At 67.1% G+C, this 25,881-nt stretch carries 26 protein-coding genes and 1 pseudogene; 10 read left to right on the top strand and 17 right to left on the bottom strand.

Annotated features, from left to right (window positions below):
• Nucleotides 1-102 precede the first annotated feature (102 nt).
• Both ACM6LR_RS07495 and mctP read left to right on the top strand, forming a co-directional pair.
• Nucleotides 103-381: a DUF3311 domain-containing protein gene (locus ACM6LR_RS07495; RefSeq protein WP_414936685.1), complete on the top strand. Its 279-nt coding sequence runs from the start codon at nt 103-105 to the stop codon at nt 379-381.
• Nucleotides 378-2,021, top strand: coding sequence for a monocarboxylate uptake permease MctP (gene mctP, locus ACM6LR_RS07490; RefSeq protein ID WP_414936686.1), 1,644 nt, complete (start codon nt 378-380; stop codon nt 2,019-2,021). The genes ACM6LR_RS07495 and mctP overlap by 4 nt, the downstream gene beginning before the upstream one ends.
• Before the next feature lie 3 nt (nt 2,022-2,024).
• Here the strand turns inward: mctP and ACM6LR_RS07485 are convergent, their stop codons facing one another.
• The 5 genes from ACM6LR_RS07485 to ACM6LR_RS07465 all read right to left on the bottom strand — a co-directional run bounded on the left by ACM6LR_RS07485 (nt 2,025) and on the right by ACM6LR_RS07465 (nt 5,809).
• Nucleotides 2,025-2,150: a hypothetical protein gene (locus ACM6LR_RS07485; RefSeq protein WP_414936687.1), complete on the bottom strand. Its 126-nt coding sequence runs from the start codon at nt 2,148-2,150 to the stop codon at nt 2,025-2,027.
• A 1-nt stretch (nt 2,151) separates the two neighbouring features.
• Nucleotides 2,152-3,075 (bottom strand): bifunctional helix-turn-helix transcriptional regulator/GNAT family N-acetyltransferase, encoded by a 924-nt coding sequence (locus tag ACM6LR_RS07480; RefSeq protein WP_414943443.1) that lies wholly within the window; start codon nt 3,073-3,075, stop codon nt 2,152-2,154.
• A 234-nt stretch (nt 3,076-3,309) separates the two neighbouring features.
• Entirely contained in the window at nt 3,310-3,459 is a 150-nt protein-coding gene (locus ACM6LR_RS07475) for a hypothetical protein (protein WP_005155873.1), read from the bottom strand.
• Between the two features lie 285 nt (nt 3,460-3,744).
• Nucleotides 3,745-4,935, bottom strand: coding sequence for an AAA family ATPase (locus tag ACM6LR_RS07470; RefSeq protein WP_414936689.1), 1,191 nt, complete (start codon nt 4,933-4,935; stop codon nt 3,745-3,747).
• Nucleotides 4,936-5,047: 112 nt separating this feature from the next.
• Nucleotides 5,048-5,809, bottom strand: coding sequence for a MerR family transcriptional regulator (locus ACM6LR_RS07465; RefSeq protein WP_414943442.1), 762 nt, complete (start codon nt 5,807-5,809; stop codon nt 5,048-5,050).
• Between the two features lie 71 nt (nt 5,810-5,880).
• Between ACM6LR_RS07465 and ACM6LR_RS07460 the strand changes: the two genes are divergently transcribed.
• A complete protein-coding gene (locus ACM6LR_RS07460) occupies nt 5,881-6,912 on the top strand; it encodes a glycerophosphodiester phosphodiesterase family protein (protein WP_414943441.1) in 1,032 nt (343 codons plus the stop codon).
• A 131-nt stretch (nt 6,913-7,043) separates the two neighbouring features.
• Nucleotides 7,044-7,550, top strand: a complete 507-nt coding sequence (locus ACM6LR_RS07455; RefSeq protein ID WP_414943440.1) for a DoxX family membrane protein — start codon at nt 7,044-7,046, stop codon at nt 7,548-7,550.
• A 78-nt stretch (nt 7,551-7,628) separates the two neighbouring features.
• Here ACM6LR_RS07455 and ACM6LR_RS07450 read toward each other — a convergent pair whose 3' ends face one another.
• The 4 genes from ACM6LR_RS07450 to ACM6LR_RS07435 form a co-directional block, all read right to left on the bottom strand.
• Nucleotides 7,629-8,000 (bottom strand): YciI family protein, encoded by a 372-nt coding sequence (locus tag ACM6LR_RS07450; protein ID WP_414936693.1) that lies wholly within the window; start codon nt 7,998-8,000, stop codon nt 7,629-7,631.
• 98 nt (nt 8,001-8,098) lie between these two features.
• On the bottom strand, nt 8,099-8,902 hold the full coding sequence (locus ACM6LR_RS07445; RefSeq protein ID WP_414936694.1) for an ABC transporter permease: 804 nt from the start codon (nt 8,900-8,902) through the stop codon (nt 8,099-8,101).
• Nucleotides 8,899-9,852 carry an ATP-binding cassette domain-containing protein gene (locus ACM6LR_RS07440; RefSeq protein ID WP_414936695.1) on the bottom strand — a complete coding sequence of 318 codons (954 nt, stop codon included), beginning with the start codon at nt 9,850-9,852 and terminating at the stop codon, nt 8,899-8,901. The genes ACM6LR_RS07445 and ACM6LR_RS07440 overlap by 4 nt, the downstream gene beginning before the upstream one ends.
• A 70-nt stretch (nt 9,853-9,922) precedes the next feature.
• On the bottom strand, nt 9,923-11,212 hold the full coding sequence (locus tag ACM6LR_RS07435; protein WP_414936696.1) for an acetyl-CoA C-acetyltransferase: 1,290 nt from the start codon (nt 11,210-11,212) through the stop codon (nt 9,923-9,925).
• A gap of 93 nt (nt 11,213-11,305) precedes the next feature.
• Here ACM6LR_RS07435 and ACM6LR_RS07430 point away from each other — a divergent pair, with 93 nt between their 5' ends.
• Nucleotides 11,306-12,640: a 3-oxoacyl-ACP reductase gene (locus tag ACM6LR_RS07430; protein WP_414943439.1), complete on the top strand. Its 1,335-nt coding sequence runs from the start codon at nt 11,306-11,308 to the stop codon at nt 12,638-12,640.
• Nucleotides 12,641-12,642: 2 nt separating this feature from the next.
• Nucleotides 12,643-13,488 (top strand): MaoC/PaaZ C-terminal domain-containing protein, encoded by an 846-nt coding sequence (locus tag ACM6LR_RS07425; protein WP_414936698.1) that lies wholly within the window; start codon nt 12,643-12,645, stop codon nt 13,486-13,488.
• On the opposite strand, the gene ACM6LR_RS07420 is transcribed toward ACM6LR_RS07425, so the two are convergent.
• The gene (locus ACM6LR_RS07420; protein ID WP_414936699.1) at nt 13,471-14,136 is read right to left on the bottom strand and encodes a TetR/AcrR family transcriptional regulator; all 666 of its coding nucleotides are present in this window, start codon (nt 14,134-14,136) and stop codon (nt 13,471-13,473) included. The genes ACM6LR_RS07425 and ACM6LR_RS07420 overlap by 18 nt on opposite strands.
• Nucleotides 14,137-14,264: 128 nt before the next feature.
• Here ACM6LR_RS07420 and ACM6LR_RS07415 point away from each other — a divergent pair, with 128 nt between their 5' ends.
• Nucleotides 14,265-14,900: an SCP2 sterol-binding domain-containing protein gene (locus ACM6LR_RS07415; protein WP_414936700.1), complete on the top strand. Its 636-nt coding sequence runs from the start codon at nt 14,265-14,267 to the stop codon at nt 14,898-14,900.
• A gap of 68 nt (nt 14,901-14,968) precedes the next feature.
• Entirely contained in the window at nt 14,969-15,577 is a 609-nt protein-coding gene (locus ACM6LR_RS07410; RefSeq protein ID WP_414943532.1) for an SCP2 sterol-binding domain-containing protein, read from the top strand.
• A gap of 116 nt (nt 15,578-15,693) precedes the next feature.
• On the opposite strand, the gene ACM6LR_RS07405 is transcribed toward ACM6LR_RS07410, so the two are convergent.
• From ACM6LR_RS07405 to pdhA, 6 genes are all read right to left on the bottom strand, one after another.
• Nucleotides 15,694-16,176, bottom strand: coding sequence for an FxsA family protein (locus tag ACM6LR_RS07405; RefSeq protein WP_414943438.1), 483 nt, complete (start codon nt 16,174-16,176; stop codon nt 15,694-15,696).
• A 426-nt stretch (nt 16,177-16,602) separates the two neighbouring features.
• Nucleotides 16,603-18,552 (bottom strand): ABC transporter ATP-binding protein, encoded by a 1,950-nt coding sequence (locus ACM6LR_RS07400; RefSeq protein WP_414943531.1) that lies wholly within the window; start codon nt 18,550-18,552, stop codon nt 16,603-16,605.
• A 23-nt stretch (nt 18,553-18,575) separates the two neighbouring features.
• Nucleotides 18,576-19,151, bottom strand: a complete 576-nt coding sequence (locus ACM6LR_RS07395) for a TetR/AcrR family transcriptional regulator (RefSeq protein WP_414943530.1) — start codon at nt 19,149-19,151, stop codon at nt 18,576-18,578.
• Between the two features lie 157 nt (nt 19,152-19,308).
• The gene (locus ACM6LR_RS07390) at nt 19,309-20,640 is read right to left on the bottom strand and encodes a dihydrolipoamide acetyltransferase family protein (protein WP_414943437.1); all 1,332 of its coding nucleotides are present in this window, start codon (nt 20,638-20,640) and stop codon (nt 19,309-19,311) included.
• Between the two features lie 16 nt (nt 20,641-20,656).
• On the bottom strand, nt 20,657-21,649 hold the full coding sequence (locus ACM6LR_RS07385) for an alpha-ketoacid dehydrogenase subunit beta (protein ID WP_414936703.1): 993 nt from the start codon (nt 21,647-21,649) through the stop codon (nt 20,657-20,659).
• 1 nt (nt 21,650) lies between these two features.
• Complete coding sequence (gene pdhA / locus ACM6LR_RS07380) at nt 21,651-22,856, bottom strand: pyruvate dehydrogenase (acetyl-transferring) E1 component subunit alpha (protein ID WP_414936704.1); 1,206 nt, start codon at nt 22,854-22,856, stop codon at nt 21,651-21,653.
• Nucleotides 22,857-23,229: 373 nt separating this feature from the next.
• Between pdhA and ACM6LR_RS07375 the strand changes: the two genes are divergently transcribed.
• Both ACM6LR_RS07375 and ACM6LR_RS07370 read left to right on the top strand, forming a co-directional pair.
• A complete protein-coding gene (locus ACM6LR_RS07375; protein WP_414937113.1) occupies nt 23,230-24,642 on the top strand; it encodes a M20/M25/M40 family metallo-hydrolase in 1,413 nt (470 codons plus the stop codon).
• 83 nt (nt 24,643-24,725) lie between these two features.
• Complete coding sequence (locus tag ACM6LR_RS07370; protein ID WP_414936705.1) at nt 24,726-25,583, top strand: alpha/beta fold hydrolase; 858 nt, start codon at nt 24,726-24,728, stop codon at nt 25,581-25,583.
• Nucleotides 25,584-25,603: 20 nt separating this feature from the next.
• Here ACM6LR_RS07370 and ACM6LR_RS07365 read toward each other — a convergent pair.
• Nucleotides 25,604-25,855: pseudogene (locus tag ACM6LR_RS07365) on the bottom strand (ABC transporter substrate-binding protein); the annotation flags it as partial.
• Nucleotides 25,856-25,881 lie beyond the last annotated feature (26 nt).

Genomic DNA, 25,881 nt, shown 5'->3' with positions numbered 1-25,881 from the left:
GTATGAGGCGTCGCGGATCAAATCGATATCGGGGGCCGGGGCATGGATCGACTAGGGTCATCGGGTCAATCCGCCGGTTTCGGGAGTGTTAGGTGAGGTCCGATGGCGTCAGGTAAGGCAGACGGGAAGGTGCGGGGTTTCCAGTTCAGCCCCTGGAACCTCCTGCTGATCATCCCGTTGCTGGTGCTGATCACGTCCTTGTTCAACACGGACGGCCCTCGGTTGTTCGGGATGCCGTTCTTCTACTGGTTCCAATTCGTGTTCGTCGCCGTCGGCGTTCTGTGCACCGGGATCGTCTACGCGATGACCAGGGACAGGCCGACCAGTGACCGTCCCGACCGGCTGTCCGTGGACGAACTCGACGAGGGGGACGTCAAGTGAGCAACATCCAGTGGCCGGAGCTGATCATCTTCACGGTCCTCTTCGCGGTGGTCACGGTCCTCGGCTTCGTCGCGTCCCGCTGGAAGGCGGGCAACACCCTCGACCATCTGGACGAATGGGGCCTCGGCGGCCGCAAGTTCGGGTCGTGGATCACCTGGTTCCTGCTCGGCGGTGACCTCTACACGGCCTATACCTTCGTGGCCGTGCCCGCGCTGATGTTCAGTGCCGGCGCGATGGGCATGTTCGCGCTGCCGTACACGATCGTCGTCTATCCGATCGTGCTGATGCCCGCGCTGCGCATGTGGTCGGTCTCCCGCGTTCGCGGCTACGTGACGCCCGCCGACTTCGTCCGCGGCCGGTTCGGTTCGCCGACACTCGCGCTGCTGATCGCGATCACCGGGATCATCGCGACGATGCCGTACATCGCGCTGCAACTCGTCGGCCTCGAAGCGGTGCTGCGGACCATGGGCATCAACGGCTCCGGCATCGTCGGGCACCTGCCGCTGCTGGTCGCCTTCATCATCCTGGCGGTCTACACCTACCAGTCCGGCCTGCGCGCGCCCGCGCTGATCGCTTTCGTCAAGGACATCTTGATCTACCTCGTGATCATCGTGGCGATCATCTACCTGCCCTCGAAGCTCGGCGGCTGGTCGGCGATCTTCGACGCGGCCGACGCGAAGTTCGACAAGACGCCTTCGCCGTCGGACGGCATCCTGCTCAACGCCAACAACCAGCTGCAGTACGCCACGCTGGCGCTCGGTTCGGCGCTCGCGCTGTTCCTTTACCCGCACTCGCTCACCAGCGTGCTCGCCTCGCGCGGCCGCAGCGTGATCAAGCGGAACATGGTCGCGCTTCCGGCGTACTCGCTGGTCCTCGGCCTGCTGGCGCTGCTCGGTTACGTGGCGATCAGTGCCTCCGTCTCCCCGATCACCAACAACGCCACCGGTAAACCCGACACGAACACCGTCGTCCCGGTGCTGTTCGACTCGCAGTTCTCGTCGTGGTTCGCGGGTATCGCGTTCGCGGCGATCGGTATCGGCGCGCTGGTGCCCGCGGCGATCATGTCGATCGCGGCGGCCAACCTGTGGACCCGCAACATCTACAAGGAGTACATCAAGAAGAACGCGACGCCGGGCCAGGAGGCGAAGCAGGCCAAGCTCGCTTCGCTGATCGTGAAGTTCGGCGCGGTGGCGTTCATCCTGTTCATCGATCCGCAGTTCTCGATCGACCTGCAGCTCATCGGCGGGGTGCTGATCCTGCAGACGCTGCCGGCGGTGGCGATCTCGCTGTACACGCGCTGGTTCCATCGCTGGGGCCTGATCGCGGGCTGGATCGTCGGCATCGGGTGGGGCCTGATCATGCTCTACGACATCCCGAACGCGGCGAGCGGCAAAGCCCATTTCGGTGGTTCGGCGCTGGCGCTGGACAAGCTGTCGATCTTCGGCTGGCACCCGTTCGGCGGCTCGCAGCTGCAGATCTACGTCGGGTTCGTGGCACTGGCGGCGAATCTGCTGGTCGCGGTGATCTTCACGGTGGTCGCGCGGCAGATGAAGGTCTTCAACGGCACGGACGACACCGCGGCCGAGGACTACCACGCCGACGAACACGACAAGGATCTCCGCGAAATCGGCGTCCACTAGATCTCAGGTGAGCGAAGGGGCCGCGTCCTGCCGGGACGCGGCCCTTTTCGTCGTCGCGGTCGCCACCAGATAGAGGACGAGACCGTTCAGCAGGTGCCAGACGAAGTGTGTCCCGGCAGCGGCGAACACTTCACAGCTCCAACCGCCAGGTCTGCCCGGTCAGTTCGTAGCCGAAGCCGGGGATCGTCTCTTCGCTCACCAGCTCGAAGCCGGCCTTCCGGTAGATCGCCCTCGCCGCGACCAGCAGCGAGACCGTCCAGAGCTCCATCGCCCGGTAGCCGGACGCCCTGGCGAACTCGACGCACTCGGCGACCAGGCGTTTCCCGACACCGCGTCCTCGTGCGGCCGGTTCGAGGAACAGCATCCGCAGTTTTGCGGTGGTGCCGTCTTCGGCGGGCATACAGAAGACGCTGCCGACGCGCTCCCCGTCGAGTTCGGCGATCCAACCGGCTTGGCGGGGCTCGCCGCGTTTGTCGACGTAGTCCGCGACGACGCGGGCGACGAGGGCTTCGAACCGTTCGTCCCAGCCGTACTCGCGGGAGTGGAGGGCGCCGTGCCGTTGGACCACCCAGCCGAAGTCACCCGGTCGTGGTGGGCGAAGGACCAGCGTGGGGTCCGGAGCACGCTCGCCGACCAGCGACGTGATCGTGTCCATCGCCCCGAGCAGGCGCTGCTGCTCGTCGTCGGCGAACCGGCCGAGCAGTGAGCCGATCCGGTCCACCGATCGCGCGTCGAGGACGGCGAACGCGTTCCGGCCGGTCTCGGTGAGCCGGATGACCTGGCGCCGGGCGTCTTCGTCGCTGCGCTCGCGCGTGAGGAGGCCGCGGTCTTCGAGCCTGCCGAGCAGCCTGCTCGCGTAGCCAGCGTCGAGGTCGAGACGTTTGCGCAGGTCGGTGACCTGGGTCGGGTCCTGTTGCGCGAGTTCGAAGATGACCCTGGCTTCGCTCAGGGAGTACTCGGAGTCGGCCGGTCCTTCGTCGAGGATGCCGATCACGCCGGTGTACAGGCGGTTGAAGGCCCGGACGGTCGCCACCCGGTCCGGTGGAACATTCATTTGACCACCCCAACTGATTCGTTGACGAAGTCAAAGATTACTCCACGAACTGGTGAAGGCAAGAACTTTTCCGGATCCGGACAGATGGAAACCCCGTGATGCTGCCAGGTCGGGGGTCCGCCAGCATCACGGGGTCGTAATGGGTATCGACGCGGCGTTCCGCGTCGTTACACCTCGCACATCATGTGTCGTAGGTCACTCGAATGGGCGACATCTACAACGGTTGTTGTCAGGTCAGCGCATGTGCGTGTGGTGCGCCTGGGAGATAGCGATGAGTTCCTGACGAACGGTCGCGGTGGCCGCGGTGTCGATCGCCCGGTTCAGGGCCCGGCGAGTGCGAGCCTCGGCGCGACGGGCACGGAGCTTGGCGGCGATGTTGTTCATCGGTTTGAGTCATCCCCTTGAGGGTCTTGAGTCTTGGTGGCTGTGTCTCTAGTATGCACTCTTTTTCACAAGGAATCCAACGATTATCCGGTGACTTGGCACACCTGCCGATGAATCGTCGGTAACCAGAGGGAAAATCCGGAGAGATTTGGTGGCACCGGTCACATCTTGATAACGCGAAGTGCCTCTGGCGTTCGCGGGATTTAGCGGAAGAAGACACGACGAAACCGGTGGTAGGGGTCTCTACCGCTTTCTAGCGGCCACGCTATAAAGCCCCAGAGAGCACTAGTCCCGGCCGAGCAGGTAGTGGCCGAAGTGCGGAACGGTGAACGCGATGTGCCCGCGCTCGGCCGAGTACACGAGGCCCTTCTTCATCAGGCTGTCCCGCGCCGGAGACAGAGACGAAGGCTTCCGCCCCAGGTAAACGGCAACATCGGCGGTGCCTGCAGCCTCGTCGCGGCCCTGCGTCAGCTCGGCCATCGCGAGCAGGTACTCGCGTTCGGCAGGCGTCGCGCGCTCGTAGCGGGAGCCGAAGAAGCCGACCGCCAGTTCCGATTCGGCCTCCGGGGCCGCGACCTGGACGTCCTTCACCGTGATCGGATCGGCCGGGGCGGCGTCCCAGGCGGCCTTGCCGTACGCCTGGATGAAGTACGGGTAACCGCCGGACGCGTCGAACAACGCGTCCAACGCTTCAGGTTCGATCCCCGCGTCCTCGCGTTCGATGGGCGCCATCACCGCGAGATCGGCGTCTTCGCGCTCCAGCCTGTCGATGCGCGCGTAGCGGAAGAGGCGCTCCGAGTACGACTTCGACGCCGAAAGCACGGCAGGCACGTGCGGGAGACCAGCGCCGACCACGACCAACGGCGCTCCGGACTGCGAGAGTTCGTGGCAGGCGGCGCAGAGCGCGGAGACGTCCTCGGGCAGCAGGTCCTGGATCTCGTCGATCAGCAGCGCGACGCCGGTGCCGACGTCCGCGGCCAGTTCGGCGACCTCGGTGAACAGCTCGACCAGGTCGATCTCGATGTCTCCGGAATCGGCCCGGCCCTGTGCGGCGGGCACGTCGATACCGGGCTGCCAGCGATCGCGGAGCTTGGCGTCCGGTTTGTTTGCGCGTAGCGCGAACGCCTTGAGCACGCCGAGCACCTGCTCGACCCGGTCCGGCGCCCGGTGGCGCACGGCGAGGTCGCGGATCGCACGGTGCAACGCGGCCGAAAGCGGTCGCCGGAGTTCGATGTCGGGGCGGGCTTCGATCTTGCCCGCGCCCCAGCCGTGCTTGATCGCCTTGGAACGCAGCTCGCCCAGCAGCACGGTCTTCCCCACGCCACGCAGGCCGGTCAGCATCAGGCTGCGCTCCGGTCTCCCGCGCGCGACCCGTTCGAGGACGACCTCGAAGGCTTGGAGCTCACGCATGCGACCGGCCAGCTCGGGCGGTCGTTGACCGGCGCCCGGCGCGAAGGGGTTGCGGATGGGATCCACTCTCGCACGCTATCGGCGTTTCTAGCGTGGGTCCGATATTCCGCCATAGAGGGGTAGGCGTGTCGCGGCGGGTTACTCCGAGTGGACGGGTCTGCAGCCCCGTCGCTCGTTCTCAGTCACTCAGGTTGCGCTCGGCGTAGAACTTCGTCGCGTCACGGATGTACTCCGCGGTACCCGAGCCGTGCTTCTCGTCGTATTGCCCATAGCGCGGGTCGTCGACGTAAAGCTGTCCGAGACCGGCGAAGTAGCTCTTCGAGACGGTACGCACGGCCGGCCGAAGCCACTCGTACAGCCGCCGCGTGATCGCCTGAGCCTCGTCACCGTCGGCGGGCAGGCCCTTGGTGTGAGCCTCCCCGAAGGCCACCGCGATGTCCTTCTGTTCCTGCTGGTGCGCCTTCTTGTCCTCGGCGCTCAGCGACTTCCACCACCGATCACCCTGCTTGTAGGCGTCGGCACCCCAGCGTTCGGTGACCTCCTTCTCGTACTTCGTGTGGTCGAAGCCGTCGAACACTTCCGCTGCCATCAGCTGTTCACCTCTCTCTGTCTTCTTCAAGGTCGTCCTGACCGATTCGATCTGCCGTCCGAGCCGCTGTCGCTCCTGCTCCAGCCACTTCAGGTGCGTGCGTAGCGCCGCCGTCGTGTCCTGCTCCCCTTCGAGCACCTCGCTGATTGCGGGCAGGCTCAGCCCGAGTTCGCGAAGCAGCAGGATCCGTTGCAGCCGCACCAGCGCGTCCTGGTCGTAGTAGCGGTATCCGTTGTTCCCCACCCGGCTCGGTTCGAGCAGCCCGATGTCGCCGTAGTGGCGCAGCGTGCGGCTCGTGGTCCCGGCCGAGCGGGCGATGTCCTGGATCGACCACTCCTTCTCGATCGGCATGTCCACGAAGGTAGAGGTTGACGTTGCGTCAAAGTCAATCGAAGTTCATCCGACGGTGGCATGGTTCATTCATGAAGACATTCGCGCTGGTCATCGCCGCTGCGCTGACCCTGACCACGGCCGGGGTCGCCGACGCGCATCCGCGTCGCACCTTCGACGTCCAGGCCCATCGCGGCGGGCTCGGCCTCACTGTCGAGAGCACACTCGCGTCGTTCGGCAAGGCGATGGAGCTGGGGGTGACCACACTCGAACTCGACATCCAGATCACCAGGGACGGTCGCGAGGTGATCACCCACGACCGCAAGACGACATCCGCGAAGTGCCGCGACACCGCGCCCGCGACGCCCGGCGACCCGGCGTACCCGTACGTCGGGAAGTACGTGAAGGATCTGACGTTCGCGCAGGTCCGCACGCTGGACTGCGGGTCGATCCGGCAGCCCGCGCACCCCGGTCAGACCTTGTCCCCCGGCGCCAAGATGCCGACGCTCGCCGAGTTGTTCCAGCTCGCCCGTGACCACCGCGCGTGGGGGATCGAGTTCAACATCGAGACCAAGGTCGAGGCCGCCGCTCCGCAGGAGACGGCGCCGCGCGAGCGGTTCGTCCACCGGGCGGTGCGCGAGATCCTGTTCTCCGGGTTCGCGCACAACGTCACGATCCAGAGCTTCGACTGGGGCTCGCTGATGCTGCTGCGCAAGGTAGCGCCGTGGATCCCGGCGGTCGCGCTGACCCAGCCGGAGTTCCTCCAGGTCGGGCAGCCGGGCAAGTCGCCGTGGCTCGGCGGGCTCGACATCGACGATTTCGGTGGCAGCCCCGTCCGCGCGGTGAAGTCGTTCGGCGCGAGCGCGCTCTCGCCGGTGCACGGCAACCCGCAGGGCGGCAAGATCGGCGACCCCGACTACCGGCCGTTCACGACGAAGGCACTGGTCCGCGAGGCGCACCGCGCCGGGATCAAGGTCGTGCCCTGGACGATCAACGACCCCGCCACCATGCACAAACTCATCGACGACGGTGTCGACGGCATCATCACCGACTATCCGGACCGACTGCGGGAGGTCGCGGCCGACCGCGGCTTCAAGTTGCCGCGGGCGTATCCGGCCCGCTAGCGGAATCTATGGCTTTCTAGCTTGAGAGAAATATTCGAAGATACTCCGTTAGCGCGGTTCGGCTCCCCTTCGGACGGGAAGTCTGGGGATAGGTTTGCTTTCCCCGGGTTCGATCAAGAAAGGCAACGACCGTGATTCTCCGCCGCGTCGCACGTCCGCTCCTCGCCGCGATCTTCATCTCCGGCGGGATCGGCGCGCTGAGGGACACCCAGGGCCACGCGAAGGCCGCGGAGCCGTTCCTCACCGGGTCTTTCGACAAGCTGGAGGGCTTGGTGCCGGAAGCGGTGCCGCGCGACCCCGCCACTCTGGTCCGCATCGACGCGGCGGTGAAGGTCGGTGCCGGTGTCGCGCTCGCCGCAGGCAAGGCGCCCCGGCTGGCCTCGCTGCTGCTGCTCGGCAGTCTGGTCCCGACCACGCTGGCCACGCACCGGTTCTGGGAGATCAAGGAGCCGGCCGAGCGCCAGCAGCAGCAGATCCAGTTCATCAAGAACGCCGGCCTCGCCGGTGGTCTTCTGCTGGCCGCCGCCGACACCGCCGGCAAGCCGTCGCTCGGCTGGCGTGCCCGCCGGGCCGCGTCCAAGGCGGAGAAGCACGCCGAAAAGCTCGCGAAGCGCGCCGAGAAGGCCATCACCAAGTAGCCCCGGACGTTAGGAAAGGTCCGTTCATAACAGGATTTGTTATGAACGGACCTTCCTGACACTCTCGGGCCCGTGGGCTCACTCGGTGAAGGCGGCGATGTCCTCTGCCTCGACCACCGTCCGGACCTCGACCTCGATCTCGTCGAACAGGGCCGCGTAGGTCTCCGCGAAAGCGACGGCCTCGGCCAGGTCTTCGGCGTTGATCAGCGCGAAGCCGCCGATGACCTCCTTGGCCTCGGTGAACGGGCCGTCGGTCGCGGTGATCTTGCCGCCGCGCCCCTTGCGGACCCGCGCGCCCCGCTCGGAAGGGTGCACGCCCTCCGCCGTGATCAGGATGCCCTTCTTGAACGAGTCCTCGATGAAGGCGCCCATCTGCTCGACGAACTCTTTGCTGGGGTTCCAGGCTTCCGGGGCGTTCTCGTCCAGCCGGTGCATCATCAGAAACCGCATCGCTGCTCCTCAGTGTCTTGACGGGGCCTTGTCTACCCCGCCTTCACCAGCGCGTCGAGCGGCTCGACGGCGGTTCGACATTTCCGCCTTGAAGTTTTCTAGCGGCTCGCGACCTTCTTGTACTGGGCCGTCGCCAGCGGCGCGAAGATCGCGATGATGGCGATGCAGCACAGAATCGCGTACAGCGACGCGTTCTCGGCGGGCCAGCCCGTCGGTGCCGCGCCGAAGCGGTTGCCGAACAGGTCACGCGCCGAGTTGATCACCGCGGTGAACGGGTTCCAGTCGGCGATCGCCTTCAGCACGCCCGGCAGCTTGTCCGCCGGGACGAACGCCGTCGAGATGAAGCTCAGCGGGAACATCCACATCAGCCCGGCGCTCTGCGCCACCTCGACACTGCGCGCGACGAGCCCGATCCACGCGCCGACCCAGGACAGCGCCCAGGCGAACATCAGCATCACCAGGTAGCCGAGCACCGCGTCGAGGAAGCTGCCGCGGATCCGCCAGCCGACCAGCAGCCCGCACAGCGACATGACGATCAGCGCGACCACGCTGATCACCAGGTCGGACGTCGTCCGGCCGAAGATCACCGCGAGGCGGGAGATCGGCAGTGAACGGAACCTGTCGATGATGCCCTTCTGCAGGTCGTTCGCGAACCCGATCACGGTGAACGCCGAGTTGAACGCGACCGTCTGCGCGAAGATGCCGGCGATCAGGAACTCGCGGTAGGCGAGCCCACCCGCTTCCCCGCCGATCGCGTCGCCGAAGACGTACGCGAACAGCAGCACGAACATGATCGGCTGCAGCGTCGCCGCCATCAGCCAGTCCGGGTTGCGCTGGACGTTCTTCAGGTTCCGCCAGGTGATCACGCCACCGTCGGAAAAGGCCTTGGCGACCGTGCTCACTTCTTTTCCCCCTCGTCCGTGGCGTGTCCTGTCAGCGAAAGGAAGACGTCGTCGAGCGTCGGCCGGTGCAGCGCGACGTCCAAGACGGCGACACCGTGCGCGTCCAGCCGCCGCAGCGCCTCGATCAGCGCCTTCGGCCCGCCCTCGACCAGGACGTCGACCTTGCGGGTGTGCTCGTCGACCGACGGTGTCCCCGAACCGACTTCGGTCAGCACCTGTGTCGTCATGGCGAGGTCGCCCGTGTTCGCGACGACCAATTCCAGCCGTTCGCCGCCGATCTCCTGCTTGAGTTCGTCGGCCGTGCCGCGCGCGATGACCTTTCCCTTGTCGATCACCACGATCGAGTCGGCGAGCTGGTCGGCCTCCTCCAGGTACTGCGTGGTCAGCAGGACCGTGGTGCCGTCGGCGACCAGTTCCTTGATGACCTCCCAGGTGTCGATCCGGCCGCGTGGATCGAGCCCGGTGGTCGGTTCGTCGAGGATCACCACGGTCGGCTCGGCGACCAGCGCCCCCGCGAGGTCGAGCCGTCGCCGCATACCGCCGGAGTACGTCTTGGCGGGGCGGTCCGCCGCGTCCTCCAGCCGGAACCGCGCGAGCAGTTCGCGCGCCCTGGACTTCGCCGCGGCTTTCTTGCTCCCGTACAACCTGCCGACCATGTACAGGTTCTCGAACCCGGTGAGGTTCTCGTCCACTGCGGCGTACTGGCCTGACAACCCGATCGACCGCCGGACGGCGTCGGGCTGGGCCAGCACGTCATGCCCGGCCACCTCCGCTTCGCCCGAATCCGGGCGAAGCAGTGTGGTCAGGATTCGGACCGTCGTCGTCTTTCCGGCGCCGTTCGGCCCCAGCAGGCCCAGCACCTTGCCCGTCGGGATCGACAGATCGACCCCGTCGAGCGCCTTGGTGGCCCCGTAGGTTTTGACCAGCGCTTTCGCTTGAACTGCGAACATGCGGACAAACTAGACCCCGGCACCGACAAAGGCACCGGGTTTTTCCGCCGATCCGCTCCAGGCGAACGGATTACTTTTCGAGGATCGCGGTGATGCCCTGGCCGCCCGCCGCGCAGATCGAGATGAGTCCGCGGCCGGACCCCTTCTCGTTCAACAGTTTCGCGAGGGTGGCGACGATACGGCCGCCGGTCGCGGCGAACGGGTGCCCGGCCGCCAGCGACGAGCCGTTGACGTTCAGCTTCGCTCGATCGATGGAGCCGAGCGGCTCGTCGAGGCCGAGCTTCTCCTTGGCGAACGCCGGGTCCTCCCACGCCTTGAGGGTGGCGAGCACCTGCGAGGCGAAGGCCTCGTGGATCTCGTAGAAGTCGAAGTCCTGCAAGGTGAGTCCGGCGCGGTCGAGCATCCGCGGGACGGCGTACGCGGGCGCCATCAAAAGGCCTTCGTCACCATGGACGTAGTCGACGGCCGCGGTCTGCGAGAACGTCAGATACGCCAGCACCGGCAGCTTCCTGGCCCTCGCCCACTGCTCGGTCGCGAGCAGGACGGTCGACGCGCCGTCGGACAGCGGCGTCGAGTTGCCCGCGGTCATCGTGCCGTCGGCGCCGCCGAACGCGGGCTTCAGCTTCGCGAGCTTCTCGACGCTGGAGCCCGGGCGCAGGTTCTGGTCGCGGGCGAGCTTGAGGAACGGGGTCACCAGGTCGTCGAAGAAGCCGTTGTCGTAGGCGGCGCCGAGACGCTGGTGGCTGGTCGCGGCGAGCTCGTCCTGCGCCTCACGCGTGATCTCCCAGACCTTCGCGGTCAGCGCGGCGTGCTCGCCCATGGACAGGCCGGTGCGCGGCTCGGAGTTGCGCGGGATCTCGGGGACGATGTGGCCGGGACGCAGCTTCGCGGCGAGCTTGAGCCGTTCGGGAAGCGTCTTCGCGGCGTTGAGCTGCACGAGGATCTGGCGCAGGTCGTCGTTGACCGCCAGCGGCGCGTCGGACGTGGTGTCGACGCCGCCCGCGATGGCCGAGTCGATCTGGCCGAGGGCGATCTTGTTGGCGACGTTGACGATCGCCTGCAGGCCGGTACCGCAGGCCATCTGCACGTCGGACGCCGGAGTGGCGGGGTTCAGCTTGCTGCCGAGCACGCTTTCGCGGGCCAGGTTGAAGTCACGGGCGTGCTTGAGCACCGCTCCGGCGGCGACCTCGCCGATCACCTCGTCCTGCAGGGAGAAGCGGCTGACCAGGCCGTCGAGGGCGGCCGTGAACATGTCCTGGTTCGACGCTTTCGCGTACGGACCGTTCGAGCGGGCGAAGGGGATCCGGTTGCCGCCGATGATCGCGACCTTGCGCACGGGTGCCGTCCTTTTCGTGGCCATTTTTTTCCACTCCTCCGTAGGCTCTCTCACACTGTAACCTACTAGCGAGTAGGTTAGAATACGACGTGATGCAAACTGCACGGGAGGCACGTAATGGCTGACAGGTACCAGCAGTTCACGAAATCCCCGGTGGGGAAGTTCGTGGTGCCGAAGCTCGGCCTGCCGAACCCCGCGACGCTTCGCCGGTACAAGCCCGGTCAGCCTGCCCTTGAAGGTCCCGCACTTCTCGGCGCCGCGCCGGGCGGCCGCCTCGCAAAGGTGATCGAGGCGCAGCTGCACCGCGCCGGCATCGACGTCATCTCGACAGCGGCCGACAAGCACGCCGCGCTCGTCTTCGACGCGACAGGCGTGAAGGACCCGAAGCAGCTTCGTGAGGTCTACTCCTTCTTCCACCCCGTGATCCGCAGCGTCGGTTCGTCGGGCCGCGTCGTCGTCCTCGGAACGCCGCCGGAGCTGGCCGAAGGACACGAGCGGATCGCCCAGCGCGCGCTCGAAGGCTTCGTTCGCTCCGTCGCTAAGGAACTGAAGCGCGGCGCGACCGCTCAGCTCGTGTACGTCGCCGAAGGGGCCGAAGAGGCCACCGAGTCCACGCTCCGATTCCTGCTGTCGTCTAAGTCCGCCTTCGTCGACGCCCAAGTCATCCGCGTCGGCACGGAGACCAAGACCGCGTCGGCCCCGGCCGACTGGGCCAAGCCCTTGGAGGGCAAGGTCGCGCTGGTCACCGGTGCTTCTCGCGGTATCGGTACCGCCATCGCCGAGGTACTGGGCCGCGACGGCGCCCACGTCGTCGCACTCGACATCCCCGCGCAGGGCGCGGACCTGTCCAAGGTGGCCAACAAGGTCCGCGGCTCGGCGCTGCAGCTGGACATCACCGCCGCCGACGCGCCGGAGAAGCTGGCCGAGTACCTGACCACCCGGCACGGCGGCGTCGACATCGTCGTGCACAACGCCGGCATCACGCGCGACAAGACGCTGGGCAACATGACCGAAGGCGGCTGGGACTCGGTCATCGCGGTCAACCTCGCGTCGCAGCTCGCGGTGAACGAGAAGCTCCTGTCCGGCAAGGTGCTCCACGAGAACGGCCGGATCGTCGGCGTCTCCTCGATCGCCGGGATCGCGGGCAACGTCGGCCAGACCAACTACGCCACCAGCAAGGCGGGCGTCATCGGCATGGTGAATGTCGGCGCGCCGAAGCTCGCGGAGTACGGCGGCACGATCAACGCCGTCGCGCCGGGCTTCATCGAGACCAAGATGACCGCCGCGGTGCCGCTGTTCATCCGCGAGGCGGGGCGCCGGCTGTCCAGCCTCGGCCAGGGCGGGCTCCCGGTCGACGTCGCCGAGGCCATCGCCTGGTACGCGAACCCGGCGTCGGCCGCGGTCAACGGCAACGTGGTCCGCGTCTGCGGCCAGGCACTGCTGGGGGCGTGATCATGGCGGTCAAGGAACTTCGCGATTCGCCGAGCCTGTCTTCGCTGTACCCCAAGGCGTTGCTCGGTTCGCTGCGCAAGAGCGGCGGGAGCACGCTGCCGGGGACCGAGTTCGTCCGCCAGGGCGTCGTCGTCGACCCGGCGCACCTCGCCGCGTACAACCAGGTGTGCGGTTTCCGGCTGGACGACGTCCTGCCCGCGACGTATCCGCACATCCTGGCGTTCCCGCTGCAGATGGCGCTGATGACCGAGCCCGACTTCCCGTTCCCGTTGCTGGGCATGGTGCACGTCGAGAACCGGATCACCCAGCACCGCCCGCTGCGGCTCGAAGAGTCGTTCACCCTGCGTGTGCGCGCCGAAGATCTGCGGCCGCACGAGAAGGGCAAGCAGTTCGACGTGATCAGCGAGTTGCTCGTCGGCGACAGTCCTGTATGGACGGACGTCAGCACCTACCTGCGCCGTGGTGGCGGCAGCGGCGAGAAGACCTCGCGCGGCCAGCTCTCACAGCCGTCGCCCAACGCGATCTGGCAGGTGCCCGGCGACATCGGACGCCGCTACGCCGAGGTCTCCGGCGACCGCAACCCGATCCACCTGCACCCGATCACCGCGAAGGCGTTCGGATTCCCGTCGGCCATCGCGCACGGCATGTGGACCAAGGCGCACGCGCTGGCGGCGTTCGAAGGCAGGCTGCCGGAGGCGTTCACGGTCGACGTCAAGTTCAAGCAGCCGGTGCTGTTGCCTGCGAAGGCGGCGCTCACCACCTGGAGTGAAGGCGGTGGCTGGGCCTTCGAACTCTGGAACGCGCGCAAGCCGAAGCCGCACTTGGAGGGATCAGTCGTCGCTCTCTGACGGCTTCCAGACATCGCCCTCGACGAGGTCGTTGAACCCGAGCCAGACGAGGTTCATCAGCCACGAGGCGAGTACGCCGTCGGAGACATCGGGGTGGTCGAGCGCCCAGTCGGCCAGCGACTCGGCCGCCCCGACCAGCGCGGCGGACAGCCCGGCGCCGGAGAACTCGGCCTGCTCGCCGAGGCCCTTGCGGGTGCCGGCGGAGACGACCAGCGCGGCGACCAGTTCGATCGCGCGGGTGCGCATGGCGGTGATCTCCGCGGCGAAGGCGCCGCCGACGGTCATGGCCTGGCGGTGCAGCACCGTCCAGGACTCGCGGTAGTCGGCGACGAACCGGTAGAACGCGCGAAGCCCGTGCCAAAGCTGCATGTCGGGTGGCAGATCGGGCTTGATGCCGTCCTGCACCGCCTCGAGCAGGCGAGTGGCCTCGCGGCGGATGCACGCGCCGAAAAGGTCTTCCTTGGACCCGAGGTAGGTGTAGATCATCGGCTTGGACACGCCGGCGACCTCGGAGATCTCGTCCATCGACGCGGAGTGATAGCCGTAGCGCGAGAACACCGAGACCGCTGCGTCCAGGATCTGGCGTTCCCGCACCGCTCTCGGCAGCCTTTTGGCGCGTTCGGCGGGACGCGGTACTTCCTCGGACACTCAGGACCTCCCCTTAGTTCGCGTGAGACGCTACCGGGCTACCTCCGGCAAGGGTGATTTCGGCACGCTTGCCCACCTACCTACTGGCGGGTAGCCTTACGTCTTGGTAGGTGGAGCTGGAGGGAAAGATGACCGAGATCGTGGGGCTGACCGGCCGCGCGCTGGTCGACGCGCTGGACCGGATCGAGCCGGATTCGGCCGAGGCGCACGCTCTCGACGTCAACGAGGTCGCGGGTGCCATCGACCCGAAGGATCTCGGCAAGGACGACGTCCGGCGGCTGCTGGCCGCGCTCGGGCGGCTCGCGGAGTCCGCGCCCGCGTTCGACCTCCGCAAGGTCGACCCTGCCCGGTTCGCGAACCTCGTCGCCCGCGCCTCGCGCACGCAACTGGAGAGCGTCGTCGCCGAGCGGCCGCTCCGGGAACGCGTGCTGCGGGAGATCTTCGACCGCATGGGTGCCCACATCCGGCAGGACCGGGCGAAGACCCTGCACGCCGTCGTCCACTGGCGGCTTTCCGGCGGCATCGGCGAAGGCGGGTACGACCGCTACGAGACGGTGATTTCCCACGGTGAGTGCACGGTCGGCCGGGACATGAAGGAGAAGCCGAGGGTGACGATCACGATCGCGCCCGTCGATTTCTTCCGGCTCATCACCCATCAGGCGACACCCGCTGTGCTATTCGTCACCGGAAAGATCAAAGTAAAAGGTGACCTGGCCTTCGCGGCCGGCCTGATCGGTTTCTTCGACCTTCCGAAGCCTTCCTGAGCCCGGCCGAGCAGATACACTTCCGTGCCGTGCCCCGAAATTCTCCGAACCGGCGCAGGCGGGACAAGGTGCGCTTTTCCCGCCCGTTACGGCTGCACAAGACGCGCACCGGCGGTGAGCACGTCGTCAACGCCTTCGCGGAGAAGCTGGAGCTCGCCAAACTGAGCCCCGAGCAGTTCGTGCAGGTGCTGGAAACCCTGCATATGCTGGGCGAAGCCGGCGCGGGTATCGAGTTGAGCTCACTGGAGACCGAGGTGCTGGTCGACATCGTTCAGCGGGCGTCACGGGAGCAGCTCAAGGCGATCTCCGATCACCCGGAACTGCGTTCGGCGTTCCTCGACGAGATTTTCCGCAGAATGTCGGACCATTTCGTTCCCGAACGCGCGCGGCATGTCGAGTTCGTCGTCGCATGGCGTTTTACCGAAGGTGACGGAGAAGACGGTTTCGATCGTTTTCAAACGGTCATCGAAGACGGTGTCTGCGTTTCCAGCATTGATCTCGCGCGCTCGCCGGACACCACCATCACGCTGTCCGTCGACGACTTCATCCGGATGGCCACCGGCAACGCGGCCGTGGCGGCGATGTTCGTGACCGGCAAGGTGAAGGTGAAGGGCGAGTACGCGCCTGCCGTCCGGTTCAGCGGCTATTTCGACATCCCGAAGCCGAACGGGACCTGAAGGGGCCCTTCACCGCATGCGATGCGGTGAAGGACGCTTTCGTGGCTTGGGATGCGGGGAAAGTCCCCTTCAGCCCAGCTTCGCCGCTAGCAGCGTAGTGGCGAAGCTGAGGGGACTCAGCCCTCGACGATGCGGCCTTCGATCACCGGCGGTTGCTTCTTGGCGGCTTCGGCGGGAGGCGTGTCCATGACGACCTCGCTGTCCACCACCATCACCGGTCCACGCGCGTGGTTGGCGTACTTGACCGCCCGGCGCTGCATCCGCTTCTGCCAGACCTTGCGCGCGACACTCCGCGTCGGCGGCAGGATGAGCAGCAGTCCGAAGACGTCGCTCACGAAACCGGGCAGCAGGATCAGCAGACCGCCGAGGGCGATCAGCATCCCGTCGGTGAGTTCCTTCTCCGCGTCGGCCGGTCGGCCGAGGCGCGCGGACTCGGCGAACGCCCGGAAGGCGCGCCCGCCTTCGCGGCGTGCGAGCCAGGATCCGACGAACGCACCGGCGAAGAGCAGGGCGATCGTGCCGAGCACGCCAACAGCCGAGCCCACCGCCCACACGGCGGCGATCTCGGCGACGACATAGAGCAGGAACGCGACAGCCATACTTGGACAACGTACGGCTTGCCCGTTTTGCTCCCAACCCCCGATACGGTGGTCGGTCGGGTGGACTTGGCTGAGGCATGGAGACCCTCGTGTACTCGGTGGGATGACCGCGGCGGCGGCAAGCGGACGCTGAACTCACCGTCGTCGCCGGTCTGGGCGGTGTCGTGCTGCTCGTGGTGAGCCTGCGCAAGCAGCGAGTCGCCGTGAGCTGTGAAGGGGTTATCTTCCGGGGGCCGGTGACGCGGTTCGCAGGACGGCTCCTGTTCGGCGAGTTCACCGACTGGCGGGCGGGCTTCACCTTCTCGCGATACGAAGTCGCCCATCGTCGCCCCCACTTTCAAAGGAGAGTATGGGCTGGTGCTTTTTACTTCGCCGGAGCAAGGTCGAGGGCGTGAGTTTCGCCCTCGACCCCGATCCGGTCGAAGGTCAGCTGACGGCCTCGTCGAGATAGGCGGCGGCCTGCAAGGTGAACAGGTCGGCATAGCCCGCCTTCGCCGCCATCAGCTCGTCGTGCGTGCCGTATTCGGCGACCTTTCCGTGCTCGAGCAACAGAATCCGCTCCGCCTGCCGGACGGTGGAGAACCGGTGCGAGATGTACAGCGTCGTGCGTCCCTCCGAAAGCTCCCTCAGTCGCGAGAAGAGATCATGCTCCGCCTGGGCGTCCAGGGCGGACGTCGGTTCGTCGAGGATCAGGATCGGCGCTTCCCGCAGGAACGCCCTCGCCAGCGCGATCTTCTGCCACTCGCCGCCGGAAAGGCTGACACCCTGGTCGAACCAGCGGCCGAGCGGACTGTCGTACCCGCTGGGCAGGCGCTCGATCCGCTCGTCGGCCCCGGCTCGTTTGGCGGACTTCTCGATGCGCTCGCGGTCGACGAGGTGCGTCAGATCGCCGAGTCCGATGTTCTCGGACGCGGTGCCCTGGTAGGTCACGTAGTCCTGGAACATCGCGCTGACCCGTTTCCGCAGTTCCACCGGGTCGTATTCGCGGATGTCGACACTGTCGAGCAGGATCCGGCCGCCCGTCGGGTCGTACAGCCGGCACAGCAGTTTGAACAGCGTCGACTTCCCGGCGCCGTTGCGGCCGACGACGGCGACCGTTTCGCCAGGCCGGATCTCGAAGCTCACGCCGTCGAGCGCGGGTTCTGGTGCGCCGGGGTAGGTGAAGGACACTTCCTCGAACTCGATGTGTCCTTCCACAGTGGATGGAAGGGCGCGGGGTTCCGGCGGCGCGACGATCTCCGGTTTCGTGCCGAGGAAGCGATACAGCGTGTCGAGGTAGAGATTGTTCTCGTACATTCCGGAAAACGCGGTGAACAGGCCCTGGACCGACGTCTGCACCGAAGCGGCGGCGGCCGTGTACAGCGCTAGATCGCCGAGAGTGAGCCTGCCGCCGACGGCCTCCAGTGCGATGTACAGCGCGATCGCGGATCCGGCGGCGGTGCTCAGCAGACCCCATGACGTCGAACTGACACTGCGCTTGCGGGTCAGTTTCCGCTGGCGGTCGTAGGAGACCTGGCCGAGCCGCTGGAACCGGTCGACGAAGTACGGGCCGAGACCGAAGAGCTTGGTTTCCTTGGCATAGGTGTCCGTGGTGACCAAAGAGGACAGATAGTCCATGCGCCGTTTCAGCGGGGACATCATCAGCGTCAGCCAGAACGCGCGGGCACCGTACTTCGACTGCGAGATGAACGCGGGGATCGGCGCCACGAGCGCGACGAGCGCCAGCAGCGGGCTGATCGAGACGAGCAGCGCGACCATGCTGCCGAACGTGATCGCCGTCCGGACAAGGCCCAGCGCCGAGTTCATCATCGAAAGCGGCCGGGTCGGTGCCTCCTGCGCGGCCTGACGCAACATGTCGTAGGACGCGGAGCCCTCGAAGTACGACAGATGCAGCTTGCTCGCGTGGTCCATCACCTGGTGGCGGATGGTCAGCGTCATCCGTTCCTGCAGCAGGGTCTGGCCATAGGTGGTCAGCGCCTGCGAGAGCGCGGTGAGCACGAGGACACCGAACTGGAACAGCGCGACGCCGACGATCGCGCTCTTGGTCCCGTGCCCCTGGATCGCCGCGACCACCGAATCGATCAGCAGCTTCGCGATGTACGCGGTCGCCGTGGGCAGCAGCCCGGAAAGCAGCGTCACCAAGGTGATCATGATGGTCAGGAACGGGCTCGCCTGCCAGGTCAGCTTCGTGACCTTGGGCAGGCCGCGGAACGTGCCCGAGACGTTGACCCACATGCGGCCGAGCCGGGACTTCAGGTCTTTCGGGCCGGCTTCGGGTGCGGGCTCCGGGATGTCGACCGGACCGGTCAGCCCGCTGTCGGGCACCGTCGACGGCGGGCGGCGTCGCCTGCCACCCCGCGCCAGCAGCATCTCCATCCCGCCCCCGCCGGGCGGGCCGATCACACGGTCCCCAAGGTGCCGTTGAGGAACACGTCGACGAGTTCCATCGTGGTGGGTTCGTCACCGGTCTCGCCGAACCGGATCCGGCCGCTGAACAGCAGTGACAGGAAGAGCGCCGCGGATTGCGCCGCGGGCAGGCGGAGCCGGTCCTTCTCCGGTTCGAACAGTTCGACCATGGCGTCGCGCATCGCGCTCATCGATTCCTTCCGGCGGTCCCCCCGGCCGTCGGGGCCGTGGCGGTGTTCGGGTCGCCCGCCGGTGCCGTGCATGGCGGCCATCAGCGCAGCCATCCGCTGGAGGTGCGCGCTGAGTGCGTCTGCCGCTTCGATGAGCCTCTCGTCGAGGGGTTGATCGAGGTCGATGACCGCGATCGCGTCGAGCACCTGGTCGGGTTTCAGTGCTTCGGCGAAGCAGGTGGCGAAGAGTTCGTCCTTGTCCTTGAACACGCGGAAGACCGTGCCCTCGCCGATGCCGGCGGCGCGGGCGATCTGGGCCGACGTGACGCCGGCGCCGTGCTCCACCAGCAGGGGCAGCACGGACTGGACGATCATCCGGCGCCTCTCGTCGGCACTCATCCCCGGCGCTCTTCGCCGTGAGGTGGTTTCTGTCATGCTTCCAGTCTGCGGAGTGAGCGCTCACTCCGTCAAGTGATTAAGCGGCGCAAGGGCCCAGAAGTATGTGAAGGCCCCTTGCTTGCGCTTGGCGCAAGCAAGGGGCCTTCACATACTTGGGTCAGTAAGTGATCGCAACCGCGGGGTCGGCCAGCAGCGCGCCGACGTCGGCCAGGAACTCCGAACCCTGCTGCCCGTCGACCACGCGGTGGTCGAAGCTCAGCGAAAGCTGGAGGACCTTGCGCACCTTGATCTCTCCGTCGACCACCCATGGGGTGTCCTTGATCGCACCGAGCGCGAGGATGGCGGACTCGCCAGGGTTGATGATCGGGGTACCGGTGTCGATGCCGAAGACGCCGATGTTGCTGATCGTGAAGGTGCCGTGGAGCATCGCCGCCGGTGTGGTCTTGCCTTGACGGGCGACATCGGTCAGCTCGGAGATCGCGGCCGCGAGGTCCTTCAGTGAGAGAGAATCCGCGTCACGGACCTTCGGCACGACGAGTCCGCGCGGGGTGGCCGCGGCGATCCCGAGGTGCACGTAGTCCTTGAAGACGATCTCTTGCGCCGCTTCGTCCCACACCGCGTTGATGTCCGGAGTGCGCTTGGCCGCCAGGCACACGGCCTTCGCCGCGAAGGTCAGCGGGGTGACCTTGACCCCGGCGAACTCACGCGACTTCTTGAGCTTCTCCCGGAACTCCATCATCGGCGTGACGTCGATGGTGAGGAACTCCGTGACGTGCGGGGCGGTGTAGGCGCTCCGCACCATCGCGGCCGCGGTGGCCTTGCGGACACCCTTGATCGGCACCCGGCGTTCGCGGGTCGCGGGGTCGTAGCCACTGTCCACAACGGAGGGTGTGGCGGTGGGCGCGGCGGAACCGTTGGCGGCGGCGTGCACGTCGTCACGGGTGATGACACCGGCGTTCGCGGTGCCGGTGAGCGCGTGCAGGTCGACGCCGAGGTCCTTGGCGAGTTTGCGCACCGGCGGCTTCGCCAGCGGCACGTACCCGCCCTTCGGCTTCGAAGGGGCGACGGCCACAGCAGCGGCTGGGGCAGGGGCGGGAGCGACGGGTGCCGCGCCCTTCCGTGCCCGGCGCTGCGTGACGACGGCCTTGGAGCCGTAGCCGACCAGCGGCTTCATCTCCTCCTCGGCCGGTTCCTCTTCCTTCGCGGCGGCGGGTGCCGGGGCGGAAGGAGCCGCCTTGCCACCGGGGTCGACGTCGATGGTGAGGATCGGCGCGCCGACCTCCACCGTCTGACCCGGTTCGACGAGCAGTTCGGTGACCACACCCGCCCACGGGATGGGCAGTTCGACGGCGGCCTTCGCGGTCTCGACCTCGACCACGATCTGGTTCACCGTCACGGTGTCACCCGGTTTGACCTGCCAGGCGATGATGTCGGCTTCGGTCAGCCCCTCGGCCGTGTCGGCGAGGGGAAAGTGTTTGTACTCGGGCATTTCAGGAAATTCCCCCTTACCAGGCGAGTGAGCGGTCGACGGTGTGCAGCACCCGGTCCAGGTCGGGGAGGTAGTGCTCCTCGAGCTTGGCGGGCGGGTACGGCGTGTCGAATCCGGTCACCCGGAGCACGGGGGCTTCGAGCGAGTAGAAGCATTCCTGCTGCACGCGCGCGGCGATCTCCGAAGTCAGCGACGTCTCCGACGGCGCCTCGCTCAGCGCGATGAGTCGTCCGGTCTTGCGCACCGACTCGAACACCGGGTCCAGGTCCAGCGGGGACAGCGTCCGCAGGTCGATGACCTCGAGGGACTTGCCCTCGTCCTCGGCGGCGGCGGCCGCGTCAAGCGCGACCTTCACCGAAGGGCCGTACGCGACGACGGTGGCCGTGGTGCCTTCGCGGACGACGCGGGATTTGAACAGCGCGTCCGGCGTGCCTTCCGTGTCGACTTCGGCCTTCATCGCGCCGGAGTGGTACAGCTTCTTCGGCTCGAAGAACAGGATCGGGTCGTCGGACTTGATGGCCTGCTGGATCATGAAGTAGGCGTCGACGGCGTTCGAGCACGAGACGACCTTGAGGCCGGGGACGTGCGAGAACAGCGATTCCGGCGACTCCGAGTGGTGCTCGACCGCGCCGATGCCGCCGCCGAACGGCACCCGGATCACGATGGGCATCCTGACCTTGCCCTGCGTCCGGTAGTGCAGCTTCGCCACCTGGCTCACGATCTGGTCGAAGCCGGGGAAGATGAAGCCTTCGAACTGGATCTCGCACACCGGGCGGAAGCCGCGGACGGCCAGGCCGACCGCGGTGCCGATGATGCCCGACTCGGCGAGCGGCGTGTCCAGCACGCGCTGCTCGCCGAAGTCCTTCTGCAGGCCGTCGGTGATGCGGAAGACGCCGCCGAGCTTGCCGACGTCCTCACCCATGATCAGGACCTTGGGGTCGGCTTCCATGGCACGCCGGAGGCCGAGGTTGATCGCCTTGCCGATGGTGAGTTTCTGGAGGTCGCTCATCTCAGTGCTCACCCGCCTCGACGAAACCGTCCATATAGGACAGGAACTCTTCACGCTGCGCGTCCAGCAGTGGCGTGGATTCCGTGTAGACGTTGGAGAAGATCCGCTCGGGAGGCGGTTCGGGCATGTTGAAGCAGTACTCGCGCAGCTCGGCCGCGAAGGCGTCCGAATCGGCCTGCACCTGGTCGAAGAACGCCTGGTCGGCGCCGCCACCGCGGGCGAGGTACGCCCGGACACGCTCGATCGGGTCCTTCAGCTTCCACTCCTCCAGCTCGTCGGAGAGCCGGTAGCGGGTGGGGTCGTCGGTGGTGGTGTGCGCGTCCATCCGGTAGGTGAACGCCTCGATCAGCACCGGGCCGTTGCCGTGGCGGCACTCCTCCAGCGCCCAGCGGGAGACCGCGAGGCAGGCGAGGACGTCGTTGCCGTCCACGCGGATGCCGGGGAAGCCGTAGCCGCGGGCGCGCTGGTACAGCGGCAGGCGTGACTGGCGTTCGGTGGGTTCCGAGATCGCCCACTGGTTGTTCTGGCAGAAGAACACGAGCGGTGCGTCGTAGACGGCGGCCCAGACGAAGCCCTCGTGCACGTCGCCCTGCGAAGTCGCTCCGTCACCGAAGTAACAGATGGTGGCCTCGCCGTCGTCGTCGCCGACCTTGCCCTCGAACTTCTGGCCCATCGCGTAACCGGCGGCGTTGAGCACCTGGTTGCCGATCACGATGGTGTACGGGTGGAAGCCGTGGGCCTGGTAGTCCCAGCCGCCGTGGTCGGTGCAGCGGAAGATGCCGAGCACCTCTTTGAGGTCGACACCGCGGGCGTACGCGACGCCGTGTTCGCGATAGCTGGGAAACGCCATGTCCCCCTTCCGCAACGCGCGACCGGAGCCGATCTGCGCGGCCTCCTGGCCGAGCAGCGGGACCCAGATGCCGAGCTGGCCCTGGCGCTGCATCGCGTTGGCCTCGCGGTCCGCGCGGCGGACCAAAACCATGTCGCGATAGAGGCCGCGAAGGGCTTCGGAGTCGATGTCGTCGACATACCGGTCGAATCGCGGCGAGGGGATCCGTTCGCCTTCGGGGGTGAGCAGCTGAGTCAGCTCAGCGCCACCTTCACTCGTTGCTCGCAAACCGGCGATCACCTGTTCAGGGGACGGTTGCGCCGATACGGCGGCGGGACCATCTCCAGGTTCCGGGTGCGTCCAGTGTTCGGACGGCATGAGCTGCTCTCCTTGATGTCGGCGCCTCTGGCGGCCACTTGTGGCGGCCACAGTGACTGCGCCGGCGGGGACCAGCACGTCGGATCTGAAGCGCTGGGTCACCATCGGCGTTGACGGTTCGTGCGCACATCCTGGCATGCCGGACGCCGTTTTGGTCAGTGGCGGATGCTGATTTGTTGCTGAGAAAGAGTGCCTGATCAGGGAAAATGCTAGGACTCCCGAGTGTGGGGCCGCCGAAAGTAGGGGTTTCACCCGCGCCCCGACCAGCGGGCGGTGAGCCCCGATGGGCGTAGCGCCCCGCTTGCGCGATGACGATCCGTGCCCGCCGCTGTGACCCACAACACCCTCGTGAAACCGTGGCAGGATGGCGGACGTGGAGCAGAAATCCGTACGCGAAACCGTGGTTTCGAACTGGGCGCACGACGTCCTTCCCAGCTTGTCCGGCCTGGTGGCGATCCCGGCGTTGTCACCGGCGTTCGACGCCGAGTGGGCGGCGAACGGCCATCTGGCCGGTGCCGTCGAGCACGTCCGCTCCTGGATCGCCGCCCGGGAGATCCCCGGCGCGACGCTCGAGGTCGTGGAACTCGAAGGCCGCAGCCCGCTCTTGGTCGTCGACATCCCGGCGACGTCCGAAGCGGCCGACAAGGGCACCGTGCTGATGTACGGGCACCTCGACAAGCAGCCGCCGGTCGGAGGCTGGTCCGAGGGGCTCGACCCGTGGACGCCGGTGATCCGCGACGGCCGGTTGTACGGCCGCGGCGCGGTCGACGACGGCTACTCCGGCTACGCGGCGACCACGGCGATCGAGGCCGTACGCGCCGCCGGTGGTAAGCACTCCCGCGCGGTCGTGCTGCTCGAGACCGGTGAGGAGTCCGGCAGTCCGGACCTGCCGGCGTACCTCGAGCACCTGAAGGAGCGGCTCGGCACCGTCTCGCTGGTCGTCTGCCTCGACGCGGGCGGCACGGACTACGAGCGGCTGTGGCTGACCACCAGTCTGCGCGGGATGCTGCACCTCAACGTCACCGTCCGCGTGCTCGAATCGGCGCAGCACTCCGGCATGGCCAGCGGCATCGTGGCGAGTTCGTTCCGCGTGCTGCGTGCCCTGATCGACCGGATCGAGGACGTCGAGACCGGCGAGATCAAGCTCGCCGAACTGAGCGTCGAGATTCCGGAGAACCGCGTCGACGAGGCTCGCGGTGTCGTCGAGATCGCGCCCGGCGCGGCGAAGAAGCTCTTCCCGGTGGTCGGTCGCCCGATGTCCGACGACGACCTCGAACTGCTGCTCAACAACTCGTGGCGGCCGACGCTTTCGGTGATCGGCGCGGAGGGCTTCCCGCTCCCGGCCGACGCGGGCAACGTGCTGCGCGACAGCACCACGCTCACGCTGAGCTTCCGGCTGCCACCGACCGCCGACGCGCCGGCCGCGATGGAGGCGGTCCGCCGCGTGCTCACCACCGACGTCCCTTACGACGCTTCGGTCGAGCTGGGCGGGTTCCAGGCCGAGAACGGCTGGAACGCGCCCGTCAGCGCCCCGTGGCTCGACGACGTCCTGCACCGCGTGAGCGGCGAGGTCTTCGGCGCGCCGCACAAGAGCTACGGCATGGGCGGGTCGATCCCGTTCATGGGGCTGCTCGGCGAGAAGTACCCGGAGGCGCAGTTCGTGGTCACCGGCGCTTGCGGGCCGGACTCGAACATCCACGTGCCGGACGAGTGGCTGAACATCGACTTCGCGCAGCGGGTCACCGAAGCGGTCGCGCACATCCTGGACGCGCACGCCCGGAGCTGATTTCCTCGTTCAGGCTGTGATGAACGGGACTTTCCTTGCACAATTTGCAAGGAAAGTCCCGTTCATCTCATCTCGGGAGGGTCATGTTCGAGGGATTCAAGCTCGAAGAGGCCGACGTCGGCGAAGTGACCCTCAGGGTCCGTCACGGCGGTTCAGGACCGCCTCTGGTCCTCCTCCATGGACATCCCCGCACCCACACCACCTGGTACGACGTCGCGCCCCGGCTCTCGGACGCGTTCACCGTCGTCTGCCCGGATCTCCGTGGCTACGGCCAGTCCTCGAAGCCCGCGAGCACCGAAGACCACTCCGCGCACTCGAAGCGCGCCATGGCGAACGACGTCGTCGCGCTCATGCGGCATCTCGGACACGAGCGGTTCGCCGTCGCAGGCCACGATCGCGGCAGCTACGTCGCGCACCGGCTGGCGGTGGACCACCCCGAGAACGTCACCAAGTTGGTCATCCTCGACGGCGTCCCGATCGGCGAAGCGCTCGCCCGCGCCGATGCGAACTTCGCGCGGAAATGGTGGCACTGGTTCTTCTTCGGCCAGCTCGCGAAACCCGCTGAGCGGGTGATCAACGCGGATCCGGACGCCTGGTACGGCGGCGATCCCGGCGTGATGGGTGCCGAGAACCACGCCGACTTCCTGCGCGCGATCCACGATCCCGAGACCGTCCACGCGATGCTCGAGGACTACCGCGCGGGCCTCGGTCCTGACCGCGACGCCGATGACGCCGACAAGGCGGCCGGGCGGAAACTCGCCTGTCCCCTCCTCATGTTGTGGTCCAGTCGCGACGACATGGCCGATCTGTACGGCGACCCGATCGCGGTCTGGCGCGAATGGGCCGAGGACGTCCGCGGTTTCGCCATCGAGTCCGGCCACCACATGGCCGAGGACAACCCGGCAGACCTCGCGGCGGCGCTACGCGAATTCCTGGCCTAGCGACACATGCTCACGTCTGATCACGCGACTTGGGCGAACTTGTTCAGCGCGGCGGTGGGTTCCGTCAGCTGCGGCGTGAAGCGCTGGTGGGAGAACGGTGTCTCGTTGTTCCAGGGGATCAGCTTCCCGGCCTTCACCGCGGGCAGCTGCGCCCAGGTCGGCACGCCGCCGAGCCCGGCCGGGCCCAGCGAAAGCGAACCGCCGCGGTTGTCGTACATGATCACGTCGGCCGGATACTTGCCGATGTTCTCCCAGCTGATCTGCTGGTAGTACCCGCCCTGGCTGTCGTCCGGAGCCT

It is taken from the genome of Amycolatopsis sp. cmx-11-32 (genome assembly GCF_047608695.1).
In the GTDB taxonomy this organism is placed as follows: domain Bacteria; phylum Actinomycetota; class Actinomycetes; order Mycobacteriales; family Pseudonocardiaceae; genus Amycolatopsis.
The sequence above is the reverse complement of the archived record's forward strand: the minus strand, read 5'-3'. Positions and strand labels throughout refer to the sequence as shown.